We start from the raw sequence: 12,941 nt of genomic DNA, 5'->3' as shown, positions 1-12,941 counted from the left end.
CAGCTTTTTATCACTCTGATGATATAAAGCATTTTAAGCTTTTTATGGATGCTGTTCCAAATAAGATTCAATTTTAAAGGAATTAAAACCGAATCAATTTCGCTTTTACCTTTCAAACTGATTTTGTAGGTACAAAATATTGATGTTATATAGAAGGTAAAAACTATATGTAAAGAACTTGCTTTACAGGAAAATCGTCATCACTAAAAATTCTTTTGTCATTTTAATTCCGCCGAATTTTCACTTTTAAAGATAAGAATAAACGATTTTTAATTGAAGGTTTTTAACATTTTAATCAGGAATATTTCAGTGAATTTTAACCATAAAAAAAGCCCCGGATTTTCGGGGCTTTTCTAGGTTAGTAATAGTTAAAAATTATTCGGTAACAGCTCTTAAGGCGTTGATTCGTCCCTTACCTAAATAAAGACTTTGACCATTGCCATCAACTTTATCTGAGGTATTTTCTAAATGCTTCTGTAGATCCATTGGATTCATTTTACCGTTTTTAGCGATAACAAGTGCAGCAACGCCAGAAACATGAGGTGCAGCCATACTAGTACCGGAACTCCAGTAAAAAGAATTATTATTTCCGGCGCTCAAGATACCGTCAGCTCCATATGTAGGTGCATCAAAATCTCCTCCTGGAGCAGCAACATCGATCAAAGATCTACCGTAGTTGGTATAGCTTGAAGGAATATCATAAGAACCAGTATATGGTACACCTGGATAATATGCCTGCGTAGCTGTAGCTGAAACAGTGATCACATTATTTAAGCTTCCTGGAAGTTTTACATAAGATTGAAGTCCGTCAAAATTTAAATAATCGTTACCGGCTGAAGCAATAACGGTAGTTCCTCTACTAACAGCAAAGTCTACAGCTCTTTGTTGAGCCTGGATAACAGCCTGGATGTTTACTGCTGGAATATGGAATTCATTTCCATCAGCATCGGTAAGAGTTCCATTCTTCTGTAGAGTTGCACCTAAACTCATGTTTACTACATCGGCACCATTTAAACCGGCATAAACAAGTCCGTTGTTTATCGCGCTAAAAGGGCCACTTCCAGTTACTTCGCTTAATACTTTTACAGCGACTAACTCAGCTCCAGGAGCAACACCAATTATACCATAATCTGTATCTGCCGCTGCAATGGTTCCGGCAACATGAGTTCCATGGTTAAAGCCTACGTTTTCCCCTACGATCCAACTTTCACCCGGGATAAAAGAAATAGATAGTTCTGAGTTTACATTAGGCGCAAGGTCACTATGATCTGGGTCTATACCAGAATCAAGAACATAAACACTAGCACCTTTCCCAGTGAATCCAAGCTCCCATGCTTCTGGAGCGCTAATAGCATCCATTCCCCATAGATAGTCGATATCATAAAAATACTCTCCATCACCAATGCTTTGCTCCTTAACCTCAGGAGTTGGAATCCATTTTATTTCATAATCAGGAACTATGGTAAGGTCTTCAGATTCAGCTTTCTTTAATAACTTTAAATCTTTAGCACTAATCACAGTAATTCCTATTTCAGGAGTACTATTAATTATTTTAACCCCTTTTACGCTTTTAAGGTAACTTTCTGCAGCCTTTGTAGAACCAGAATTTAAATTGTTAATCACAAGGTAATTTTTGAAAGGTGGTTCTTTTAATTCTGTAGATACCTGTTCTTCATTTTGAATTGGATTTTCTTCTTTTTCACAGGAGGTAAAAACAGCTCCCATAATAAATACTGCCGCAAACAGTTTCCAAAATTCAGTAATCGATTTTCTCATAAATGTATTTAGTTAATTTTTGAAGGCGGAAAATAGGTTTATTTAAAAAGTTAACGGGAAGTTAAATGTTAAAATTTAGTATCTAATTTTAATAATGGCAGTATTTGTTAGTATGGAGTTAAAACAATTGTTAAAAGAGTGACAGATCTATTCTACTTTATCAAGCGGTCTAAAAAATAGGGCATAAAAAAAGCCCCGAAAGTTCGGGGCTCTTATATATCTGTCTTAAAGAATTATGATTTTCTAATCGCTTCTTTAATACGGGCTTTCTTACCGGTAAGACCTCTAAAGTAGAAAATTCTAGCTCTTCTAACTTTACCTTTCTTGTTGATCTCGATCTTCTGGATGGCAGGAAGATTTACTGGGAAAATTCTTTCCACTCCTACAGTACCACTCATCTTTCTAATAGTGAAAGTTTGAGAAGCGCCTGTTCCTCTTTTCTGAATTACGACACCTCTAAAGAACTGAGTTCTTGTCTTCTGTCCCTCTTTAATTTCGTAATACACAGTGATCGTATCACCTGCTGCAAATTCTGGTAGATCTTTTCTTTCTACGAATTCGTCCTGAACGTATTTTACTAACGATTCCATCTTTATTTTTTTAAAAGTAAAATCCAAAACAACATTCACGGTTATCGCCAGAGGTTATTCTAGAATGAGTGCAAAATTAATCAATTTATATTATTCTACAAGCCTGTTGTAGAAAAAATTAGTCTTCTTCTAAAAGGTCTGGTCTAAGGCGTTTGGTTCTCTCATATGCCTCATTTTCTCTCCAGGCTTCTATCTTCGGGAAATTTCCTGAGGTGAGTATCTCTGGCACTTCCCAGCCTTTATATTCTGCGGGACGTGTATATACCGGTGGAGCCAGTAGATTATCCTGGAAAGAGTCGGTAAGGGCAGAGGTTTCATTTCCCAGTACTCCCGGGATAAGCCTGATAATAGAATCACAAAGAACTGCCGCTCCAAGTTCACCTCCAGAAAGCACATAATCCCCAATAGAGATCTCTTTGGTAATGAACTGGTCTCTTACTCTCTGGTCTACACCTTTATAATGTCCACAAAGAATAATAATATTCTCATGCATAGAAAGCCTGTTCGCCATTTTTTGCTGAAGTCGTTCTCCATCAGGAGTCATATATATAACCTCCTGATATTCTCTTTCAGATTTTAGCTTAGAGATACACTTGTCTATAGGCTCTATCATCATTACCATTCCTGCGCCACCACCAAATTGATAATCATCAACCTGCTTATAATTATCTGTAGTATAATCCCTGAGATTATGTAAATGGATCTCTACAAGACCTTTCTTTATTGCTCTCTGAAGTATTGAGGCTTCGAAAGGACTTTTAAGGATATCTGGTACTACCGTAATTATATCTATGCGCATGCGTAGGGTTTGTATTTGATTTTTGAGACTGAAATGTGTTTAAGAAGTTCCGCTGGCTTTGTTGCGTTCATCCTGAAGCATTCTGCCAAGACGTTGTTCTTTTTCCAAAGCTTTGGTTCTGTATGCGTCAAATTCCTTCTCGGTCTCGTCGAGCTTTTGCTGAGCGTCTTTGGTGGCAGCATTAGAACTTTTATATCTAAAGAAAAGGATAAGAAGAATTGCTACCAGCGCCGCAACGATTCCCCACATCATTCCTTTATATCCACCTTTACTAAAAGGCATCCCCAGGAACATTAAAGCATCTTTTTCTTCAGAAACTCTTTTGAGATCTTCCTTCGTAGACTCCAACTCACTTTTAAGCTTGGAAATTTCTTCTTTTTGTTGATCTAAAGTATTCTTATGTACAATGATCTCTTCCTTTAACTCTGTAATGTAGTTTCTGGTGGTATTTCTTAATTCGATCAACTTGTCATAATCCACAACCTTATAGCCCTGGTAGTTGTTAGATTCCTGGATTAATGCGGAAAATTCGTCCTGGATCGGGGTCTCGGTTTTAAGGCTATCTGTCTGGGCATTCATCTGAAATACACTAGCAATAACAAAAGCAGCTACAATGTAAAATTTGTTACTCATTTCTTTGGGGATTGATTTTTGGTTCATAAAAAAACAACGAGCGAATAGGTAGATTAGTATATTTCAGATTTTCGGGAAAGGATTCGCTTCTTTTGAATTTTAAATTGTTTTGAATCAGTTTTTTAATGTTTTTTAAGTGGTGCAAAAATAAAAAAACCCCGACAATGGCGGGGTCTTTTTTGCAAAAATTATATGATACTAATAATAAGTATATCGTCTTACCTTGGCGATATATTTTGCAAGTCTTATCACCTGATGGCTATAGCCATATTCGTTATCATACCATATATACAGGATCACATTTTTCCCGTCTGCAGAAACGATCGTCGCGTTACTATCATAGATCGCAGGAGCAGAAGAACCAATAATGTCTGAAGATACCAATTCGTTATCTACAGAATATTGAATTTGTTCTACTAGTTCACCTTCCAGCGCGTATTTCTTAAGTATCTTATTAACATCATCCAGGTTAGTATCTTTTTCCACCTCAAGATTAAGGATGGCCAAAGAACCATTAGGAACAGGAACTCTAATCGCGTTGGAGGTAAGTTTACCTTCAAAAACCGGCAAAGCTTTTGAAACTGCTTTTCCAGCTCCTGTTTCAGTGATTACCATATTAAGTCCCGCAGCACGGCCTCTCCTGTACTTACTATGCATATTATCTACCAGATTCTGGTCATTGGTATAAGCGTGAATAGTTTCAAGATGCCCATGCACAACACCCAGGGAATTCTGGATCGCTTTTAATACCGGTGTGATCGCATTGGTAGTGCAGGAAGCTGCTGAAAAAATATCGATCTCATCTGGATTGTGTTCTTTCTGATTAACTCCATGAACAATATTTGGTACTCCTTTTCCCGGAGCTGTAAGCAGAACTTTAGCTGCGCCTTTTGAAACAAGATGCCTGCTAAGGGCCTCTTTATCTCTAAAAGCACCCGTATTATCAATAATAAGGGCATCCTTAATACCGTATTTTGTGTAGTCTATATCTTCCGGTTGATTTGCTGAGATCATATGGACTGTTGTACCGTTGACGATCAATGCAGAATTTTTTTCATCAATATTCACCGTTCCGCTGAAAGGACCGTGAACAGAATCGCTTTTTAAAAGAGAAGCTCTTTTTTCTAAAACGCTACCATCCACTTTTCCACGGGTAACAATTGCCCTTAATCTAAGCTGGTTTCCTTTACCTGTTCTGGTCATTAATTCTCGTGCAACCAACCGGCCTATTCTTCCAAATCCATAAAGAACTACATCTTTAGGAGTTACGGTTTCGGTTTCTTTTGCATCATTTAGTTTGTTCGAAACAAACGCCATGGCATTGCTATGAGGCTGTCCATCCGAATGAAATTCGTAAGTAAGTTTACCAATGTCAAGTTTTGCCGGTGGAAGATTAAGGTCCTGGATGGCTTTGGCAATTTCAACCGAATCGAAGATAGAAATTGGTTTACCTACAAATTCTCCGGCATATTCGTGCAGATCCAGAATATCACTAACATTTCTATTTATTAGTTGATTTCTGAAAAGTACCAGTTCTATAGATTTATCATACCAAAGGTCGCTCACAATGTTTATGAATTCTACGGTAGCTTTACGGCGATCTGCCTGGAAAGAAAGTTCTTTTTCGTAAACTTTATTAAAGTCCATGTTGAGTTATGTTGTTATAAATTTCCGGCAAAAGTATATATTTCAAACGTTTTCGTAAAAACTTTTCTTAATAAAAAACCCTTCCAGGTAGGAAGGGTTGGTTAATGCTGTGATCTTGGAAATTATTTCCAGATCATACGCTGTTTTTCTCCTTGCTTAGTGTAAAAAACGATCACTATTGGATTGGCCCTGGTACGACTTTGCATGATCTCTTCAACATCTCTAACCGAAGAGACTTTCTGTCCATTGATTTCTGAAATTATTCCGCCTACGAGGTCTGCCGATGGCAAGTCTTCAGTTAACATCCGGTTAATTCTTACTCCGTTCGGAGCCTTATATGCTTCAAGCTCTTCGGGTGAAGCATTCGCAACCTCGATACCTAAAGCCGGAATAGGATATGTGTCCAGTTTGGTAAGCAGAACGTCTACTTCTCTTTCTTTCCCGTCCCGCATCAATTTAACCAGCACTTTATCCCCGGGTCTTTTAGAATTGATATAACCGGTTAGATCTGAGAATTTGTTGATCTCGATATTATCTATTTTCTTAATGATATCCTTTTGACGAATTCCTGATTTTTCAGCGCCACTGCCAGGGGTAACTTCAGCAACTATAACTCCCTGGGTCGTGGAAAGGTCGAATTCTCTTATGATATCATTATTAATACTGGTTCCACGAATACCTAATATTCCTTGCTGAACATCACCAAATTCCATGATGTCTTCAACGATCTTTCTGGCATTATTAGATGGTACTGCAAATGCATACCCAATATAACTTCCACTTGGGGAGCTAATGGCGGTATTTATCCCTATAAGTTCACCATTGATATTAACCAGGGCTCCACCACTGTTACCTGGATTGATCGCCGCATCGGTTTGGATAAAAGACTGAGGAGAATTATCTCTCATGTTAAGGTCTCTGGCTTTTGCACTTATGATCCCTGCAGTCACCGTAGATTTTAAATTGAAGGGGTTACCAACGGCAAGGACCCATTCTCCTAATTGTGTGTTATCTGAATTTCCGAAAGGGATATAATCCAGTTCATCATCAGCATCCACCTTTATCAGGGCGATATCTGAAATTGGATCGCTTCCTATTAGCTCAGCTTTATAAGTTTTGTTATTATTAAGGGTAACTTCGATCTCGCTGGCACCATCTATTACATGGTTATTCGTAACTATGTATCCATCTGGAGTAATGATAACACCTGAGCCTGCTCCCTGCAAAGCTCTTCCTCCATTGTTATTATAAGGATAATATTCCCAGATACTTCGTGGTCCATTTTTAAAAACTGCTACGTTCTTAACATGAACTACTGCATGAACAGTTTTCTCTGCAGCTTCGGTAAAGTCAGCATTCGTGCCATATGCACGATTATTATTGGTTACCGGGATGAATGAATTTTGATTTGAATTATCCTGGGGCAGAAACTGAACGGTATCTTCATCAAAGAAGATCTTGTAGCTTCCTAAGGTTAGAACGCCTCCAAGGATGGAAACAAATAGTAATGTTGCTATTTTTTTCATTTTCGGCTTTTATTATTTTGAATTAAACTTTTATGGTTCTCTAATTATTATGGTCAAACCCTAAATTTAACGACCATTTAACAACCCCGAATTCCTGTTCAAAATTGTATATTTGTGCCACTTTCAAAATGACTTATGAAGCTGACATTCTATAAATATCAGGGTACGGGTAACGATTTCGTAATGATCGATAATCGGGAACTTATAGTATCCAAAAATGATACCAAATTGATAAATCGTCTGTGTGACCGTAAATTCGGAATAGGGGCTGACGGCCTGATCCTGCTGGAAAAACCGGACAATGACGTGGACGATTTCAAAATGGTCTATTTCAATGCTGATGGGAATGAAAGCAGTATGTGTGGTAATGGAGGAAGGTGCCTTGTGGCGTTTGCCAGATTCCTCGGTATCATTGAAAATACTGCCAGATTTACAGCTGTAGATGGTGCTCACGAGGCTACTGTAAAAAATGGGATAGTTAGTTTAAAAATGCAGGATGTTGCCAAAATTTCTAGTCATGATGAATTTCTTTTTCTCGATACTGGTTCTCCACATCATGTGATATTCTCAGAAAATATAGGCTTAAGGGATATAAAGAAAGATGGAGCTGCGATAAGGTATTCCGAACGATATGGCAAGGCAGGTACTAATGTGAATTTCGTAGAGCCAGTTTCTGATAAATCATTTTCCGTTAGAACTTATGAAAGGGGAGTAGAGGATGAAACTCTTTCCTGTGGAACCGGGGTGACTGCTGTTGCTATAGCGGCATACGAAGCTGGCAAGACAACTTCAGAAAAGGTAAGTCTAATAACCCTGGGAGGAGACCTAAGTGTTAGTTTTAAGAAGTCTGAAAATGGCTATTCTGACGTCTGGCTATCCGGACCGGCAGAACAGGTTTTTAAAGGCGAAATCGTATGTTAACACTACAGGGACAAAAAGTATATTTAAGAGCACTGGAGCCTGAAGACCTTGATTTTGTTCATAAGATAGAAAACGATGAAAATTTTTGGGAAATTAGTTCTACTCAGGCGCCCTATTCAAAATTCCTGATAAGGCAATATATAGAAAACGCCCATCGTGATATCTACGATATTAAGCAACTAAGACTGGTAATTTGCACCAAAAGTGGCCGTCCCATAGGTTTAATTGATGTTTATGATCTTGAACCTAGAGATAAAAGGGCAGCCATAGGGATTTTGATAGCTGATAAAAAAGATCGGAAAAAAGGTTTTGGATCAGAAAGTTTAGCCTTGCTTTGCGACTATTGTTTTACCCATTTGGGCCTTCATCAGGTATACGCGAATGTTGCTTCCAGTAATGAAGAAAGTATGCGGATATTTGAAAATAACGGATTTAGAAAAGTAGGTTTAAAAAAAGACTGGACGCTGTTCAACGGAAAATATAAGGATGAATGGCTCTATCAATTGATAAATAATGTACATTAAAAAAATAATTTTAGCTGTCGCCATTCTTGGGATGATAGCTTTTGGGATCTTCGGTTATTACATCTATAACAGTATATTTTCTTCCAATACGAGTTTTGAAGCAAAAGAAGAAGTCGTTTATATTCCTTCAAATGCTAATTTCCAGACAGTAATTGATTCATTAAAACCGTTTGTTAAGGACCTGGAGTCTTTTAGCCTGGTGGCGCAAAAGAAGGGATATGCAGATAATGTAAGGCCGGGAAGATATTTTCTGAAAAAGGGCATGAATAATAACGAATTGGTGAACACCTTGAGAAGTGGGAATAAACCGGTGAAGGTTATTTTTAATAACCAGGAGCGACTTGAGAATCTTGCTGGAAGGATCTCTGAGCAGATCGAAGCAGACAGTGTCTCTTTGCTTAAAACATTCAAAGATTCTGAATTTCTTTCAGAAAATGACCTTAATGATAAAACGGCTTTAGGGATGTACATTCCTAATCAATATGAGTTTTACTGGAATACTTCAGCAGAAGAATTCCGGAGTAGAATGAAAAAGGAATACGATAGATTCTGGAATGAAGAAAGATTAAAAAAGGCTGAACAAATTGGATTATCCCCGAAAGAAGTGATAACTCTGGCTTCCATTGTTCAAAAGGAAACTGCCAAAGTGGACGAACGTCCTAAGGTAGCTGGTGTGTATATGAATCGATATAAAAATGGCTGGAAACTGGATGCCGATCCTACTGTGATATATGCCATAAAAGAAACCACCGGGAATTTTGATACTATCATTAAAAGGGTTCTTTATAAAGATCTTGAGCTGGAATCGCCTTATAATACTTATAAATACAGGCAAATTCCTCCCGGACCTATCTGGATGCCAGATATTTCTTCTATAGATGCAGTGCTGAATTATGAGGACCATGATTTCTACTATTTTGTGGCCGATGTGGAAAATTTCGGCTATCATAAATTCGCTAAAAACCTGGCGCAGCATAATCGAAATAAGCAGGAATATATACGCTGGATCAATAAACAGGGAATAAAAAGATAAAAAAGGTTTTATTTAGGATTCTTTAAGTTTTTGATTCCTTGAGAGTTATAGTTTTATTAAAGGCTTCTGAACTTTATAATACCTTTAACAGCCTGTAAGTCAAATTATTAAAATTTGTTATACATTTGCCGGGCGAATATGAAAGGGGCATAACTTATGATATAGGTTTGCCAGTAACCTTTCAAAAACCAAAGTAATGAGAAAGAAAATTGCAAAATTTTCAATCTTGCCTCTTGCAGCGGGCTCCATTTTTTTTAGTTTTTCAACTAAAGATGCTGCAAAACTGGATCTGGAAAATTATTCCACTTACGATCTGGACCTGAATTACACAGTGCCAGACCTGCGGGATGAGATAATTCCAGAATTCGAAATCTCTCACACTTCACCGTATCTTGGTAAATCCTATGTTGGTTTTAAAGAGGCTCTGGCTTTTAAAGAATCACGAGGAGATTACAAAAGCATTAACGAATACGGTTATCTTGGTAAATACCAGTTTGGAAAGGGGACTTTAAAACTTGTTGGTATTTATGATACTGTTGGATTCCTTAATTCTCCTGCTTTGCAAGAAGCGGCATTCTATGCGAATGCTTCGAGGAATAAATGGATTTTGCAAAGAGATATCAAGCGTTTTGTTGGCAAGACTATCAATGGGGTTGAAATTACCGAGTCTGGTATTTTGGCTGCAGCCCATTTAGCCGGGCCTGGTAGTGTGAAGAAATATCTTCGTAGTTGGGGAGCTCAGGCTTTCAGCGATGCATTTGGGACAACGATCAAAACCTATATGAAGCGTTTTGGTGGTTATGATACTTCCTTTGTAAAAACTGAAAAGAATGCCAGGGTAGACTTCGACAAAATATCGGTCTAAATATCTTTTTGAATAATAAATATAGCCGGTCTTTTATGAAGGTCGGCTTTAATATTTTTCCATTCTGAAGTAGTGGCGGTCCTGATGAATTCTGTTTCCAGGGTAAGGTCACATGCTACACAAATTCTGGTGGCCGGATGAAGATTCTGAATAAGGTCTTCCAGGAATTTCTCATTACGATAAGGCGTCTCAATAAATATCTGGGCCTGATTACGCTCAAGGGAAATACGTTCCAGTTGCTTAATCTCGTTCTTCCGTTCCTTTTTATCTATTGGGAGGTAGCCGTGAAAGGTAAAGCTCTGCCCGTTCATCCCGCTAGCCATCATGGCTAAAAGGATAGAGGAGGGTCCAATTAAAGGAACCACCTGAATATTGAATCGATGTGCCAGTTTAACAACCTCTGCACCCGGGTCTGCTACTCCAGGGCATCCAGCTTCACTTAAAAGACCTATATTTCTTCCTTCTTTAGCGGCGTCCAGAAATCCTGGAATATCTGAAGCTTCGGTGAATTTATTTAGGCCATGAAGCCTAAGATCTGGTTGTGATTTTTCCGGTAATATTTGTTTGATGAACCTTCTGGCAGATTTTTCATTTTCAACGATGAAATCATTTATTCCTTCGATGATAATTTTATTAAGGGGAGGAAAAACCTTATCGGGATTGGACTCACCCAGGTTAACAGGAATTAGATAAAGTTTGCCATATTCCTGATTTTTTGAATTCATAAGGTACCGTTATTCAATTTCTTCGCAATTTCCTCGCAGGCTTCATTAAGCATTTGATATACATTTTCAAAGCCCTGTTCTCCTCCGTGATATGGATCTGGTACATCTACATTTTCTGAAGGAAATATCTCCTCAAGGATCAAATGCACTTTTTGTCGATCTTCATCTGTTTTTGCCATAGACATGATATCCTTAAAATTAGAGTTATCCATGGCGAATATATGGTCAAAATCTTCAAAGTCGTCTTCAGAGAATTGCCTACCTCTTTGATCGGTAATATCCAATCCATATCTTTTTGCAGTGGCAATAGATCTTCTGTCTGGTTCAGAACCAATATGCCAGCTACCAGTACCCGCAGAATCTACGAATACTTTGTTTGGATCTACTTTGGATTTAAGAATACCTTCGGCCAGTGGTGATCTGCAAATATTGCCGAGGCACACCATCAATACCCTGGTTTTCATAAATAATATTTTATAATGTGAGCTTCTTGTTGAGGTCTTCAACAAATTTTTTGAATTGCTTATCTGTAGAAGCAAGGTTATCTACCGTTTTACATGCATGCAACACAGTAGCATGATCGCGACTTCCAATTTGAGACCCAATACTGGCTAAAGATGCTTTTGTAAACTTCTTTGCAAAGAACATGGCGATCTGCCTGGCCTGTACAATATGTCTCTTTCTGGTCTTAGATTGAAGGGTATCTACATCCATCTGGAAATAATCGCTTACAACTTTCTGGATATAATCTATAGATACTTCACGTTTAGTATTCTTAACGTAGTTATCAACAATCTTTTTAGCAAGTTCCAGGGTTATATCTTTCTTATTGAAAGAAGAATGAGCGATAAGTGAAATAATAGCTCCTTCAAGTTCCCTGATGTTAGTTTTGATGTTGTTTGCAAGGAATTCAACAATATCTTCAGGCATTTCAACACCATCGCGGTACAGTTTGCTCTTGATGATAGAAACACGTGTTTCGAAATCTGGATGTTGAAGTTCGGCTGAAAGTCCCCATTTAAATCTTGAGAGCAGGCGTTGTTCGATGTCCTGCATATCAACCGGAGCCTTGTCACTGGTTAGGATAACCTGTTTTCCATTCTGATGTAAGTGGTTGAAGATGTGGAAAAATACATCCTGTGTTCCTGCCTTACCAGATAGTAACTGAATATCATCTACCACCAGTACATCTATGATCTGGTAAAAATGAATAAAATCGTTACGGTTATTTTTCTTTACAGATTCAATATACTGTTGCGTGAATTTTTCCGCAGAAATATAAAGAACTGTTTTTTCTGGGTATTTGTCTTTTATTTCAACACCTATAGCATGCGCCAAATGTGTTTTACCTAGTCCAACACCACCAAAGATCAATAGTGGGTTGAATGATGTTCCTCCGGGCTTGTTTGCTACAGCCAGCCCTGCTGATCTTGCCAGCCGGTTGGATTCACCTTCCAGGAAATTCTCGAAATTATAATTAGGATTAAGCTGAGATTCGATCTTAACATTCCTTATTCCTGGAATGATAAAAGGGTTTTTCAGCTCTGGACTTTTATTCTTGATTGGAACGTCAACTTCCTGTGAAGCCATATGGGACCTTTGAGTGCTGGGGATCTTTTCGGTAAAAGGTAGTTTGTTACCGTAAGTATTCTCCATCTTGATCACGTATACCAGTTTAGCTTTATCTCCAAGTTCACGAGTCAATGAAACTTTTAGAAGCTTTACATAGTGCTCCTCTAACCATTCGTAGAAAAACTTAGAAGGTACCTGTATACTTAAGGCACAATCTGTAAGTTTCACTGCTTGGATAGGTTCAAACCAGGTTTTGTAAGCTTGAGGGGTAATGTTATCCTGAATAAATGACAGACAGTTATTCCAAACCGATTGCGCAGTTTTTGACAT

The 12,941-nt window shown here is 38.0% G+C and carries 13 protein-coding genes; 4 read left to right on the top strand and 9 right to left on the bottom strand.

Features of this window, described 5'->3' with window-relative positions; genetic code table 11:
- Window positions 1-375 precede the first annotated feature (375 nt).
- The 6 genes from G3I01_RS00065 to G3I01_RS00040 all read right to left on the bottom strand — a co-directional run bounded on the left by G3I01_RS00065 (window position 376) and on the right by G3I01_RS00040 (window position 6,971).
- A complete protein-coding gene (locus G3I01_RS00065) occupies window positions 376-1,776 on the bottom strand; it encodes a S8 family serine peptidase (RefSeq protein ID WP_219549988.1) in 1,401 nt (466 codons plus the stop codon).
- Between the two features lie 233 nt (window positions 1,777-2,009).
- On the bottom strand, window positions 2,010-2,366 hold the full coding sequence (rplS, locus tag G3I01_RS00060; protein WP_108172245.1) for a 50S ribosomal protein L19: 357 nt from the start codon (window positions 2,364-2,366) through the stop codon (window positions 2,010-2,012).
- 118 nt (window positions 2,367-2,484) lie between these two features.
- Complete coding sequence (gene trmD / locus G3I01_RS00055; RefSeq protein ID WP_219549986.1) at window positions 2,485-3,165, bottom strand: tRNA (guanosine(37)-N1)-methyltransferase TrmD; 681 nt, start codon at window positions 3,163-3,165, stop codon at window positions 2,485-2,487.
- A 39-nt stretch (window positions 3,166-3,204) separates the two neighbouring features.
- Complete coding sequence (locus G3I01_RS00050; protein WP_219549984.1) at window positions 3,205-3,798, bottom strand: hypothetical protein; 594 nt, start codon at window positions 3,796-3,798, stop codon at window positions 3,205-3,207.
- A gap of 198 nt (window positions 3,799-3,996) precedes the next feature.
- A complete protein-coding gene (locus G3I01_RS00045) occupies window positions 3,997-5,445 on the bottom strand; it encodes a glyceraldehyde-3-phosphate dehydrogenase (protein ID WP_219549982.1) in 1,449 nt (482 codons plus the stop codon).
- Window positions 5,446-5,567: 122 nt separating this feature from the next.
- Window positions 5,568-6,971, bottom strand: a complete 1,404-nt coding sequence (locus G3I01_RS00040) for a trypsin-like peptidase domain-containing protein (protein ID WP_219549980.1) — start codon at window positions 6,969-6,971, stop codon at window positions 5,568-5,570.
- A 135-nt stretch (window positions 6,972-7,106) separates the two neighbouring features.
- Here G3I01_RS00040 and dapF point away from each other — a divergent pair, with 135 nt between their 5' ends.
- The 4 genes from dapF to G3I01_RS00020 all read left to right on the top strand — a co-directional run bounded on the left by dapF (window position 7,107) and on the right by G3I01_RS00020 (window position 10,314).
- On the top strand, window positions 7,107-7,892 hold the full coding sequence (dapF, locus tag G3I01_RS00035; RefSeq protein WP_219549978.1) for a diaminopimelate epimerase: 786 nt from the start codon (window positions 7,107-7,109) through the stop codon (window positions 7,890-7,892).
- The gene (locus G3I01_RS00030; protein ID WP_219549976.1) at window positions 7,886-8,416 is read left to right on the top strand and encodes a GNAT family N-acetyltransferase; all 531 of its coding nucleotides are present in this window, start codon (window positions 7,886-7,888) and stop codon (window positions 8,414-8,416) included. The genes dapF and G3I01_RS00030 overlap by 7 nt, the downstream gene beginning before the upstream one ends.
- Window positions 8,406-9,449 (top strand): endolytic transglycosylase MltG, encoded by a 1,044-nt coding sequence (gene mltG, locus G3I01_RS00025; RefSeq protein ID WP_219549974.1) that lies wholly within the window; start codon window positions 8,406-8,408, stop codon window positions 9,447-9,449. Before G3I01_RS00030 ends, mltG begins: the two co-directional genes overlap by 11 nt.
- A 196-nt stretch (window positions 9,450-9,645) precedes the next feature.
- Complete coding sequence (locus tag G3I01_RS00020) at window positions 9,646-10,314, top strand: DUF2184 domain-containing protein (protein WP_219549972.1); 669 nt, start codon at window positions 9,646-9,648, stop codon at window positions 10,312-10,314.
- Here G3I01_RS00020 and G3I01_RS00015 read toward each other — a convergent pair.
- Genes G3I01_RS00015 through dnaA form a run of 3 tightly spaced genes read right to left on the bottom strand, consistent with a single transcriptional unit; the run spans window position 10,311 to window position 12,941 of the window.
- Complete coding sequence (locus G3I01_RS00015) at window positions 10,311-11,039, bottom strand: SAM-dependent methyltransferase (RefSeq protein ID WP_219549970.1); 729 nt, start codon at window positions 11,037-11,039, stop codon at window positions 10,311-10,313. The genes G3I01_RS00020 and G3I01_RS00015 overlap by 4 nt on opposite strands.
- Window positions 11,036-11,503, bottom strand: a complete 468-nt coding sequence (locus tag G3I01_RS00010) for a low molecular weight protein-tyrosine-phosphatase (RefSeq protein ID WP_219549968.1) — start codon at window positions 11,501-11,503, stop codon at window positions 11,036-11,038. Before G3I01_RS00010 ends, G3I01_RS00015 begins: the two co-directional genes overlap by 4 nt.
- Before the next feature lie 10 nt (window positions 11,504-11,513).
- Window positions 11,514-12,941: a chromosomal replication initiator protein DnaA gene (gene dnaA, locus G3I01_RS00005; RefSeq protein ID WP_219549966.1), complete on the bottom strand. Its 1,428-nt coding sequence runs from the start codon at window positions 12,939-12,941 to the stop codon at window positions 11,514-11,516.

Origin of the sequence: Gramella sp. MT6, assembly GCF_019357415.1 — a bacterium.
GTDB lineage: Bacteria > Bacteroidota > Bacteroidia > Flavobacteriales > Flavobacteriaceae > Christiangramia.
The sequence above is the reverse complement of the archived record's forward strand: the minus strand, read 5'-3'. Positions and strand labels throughout refer to the sequence as shown.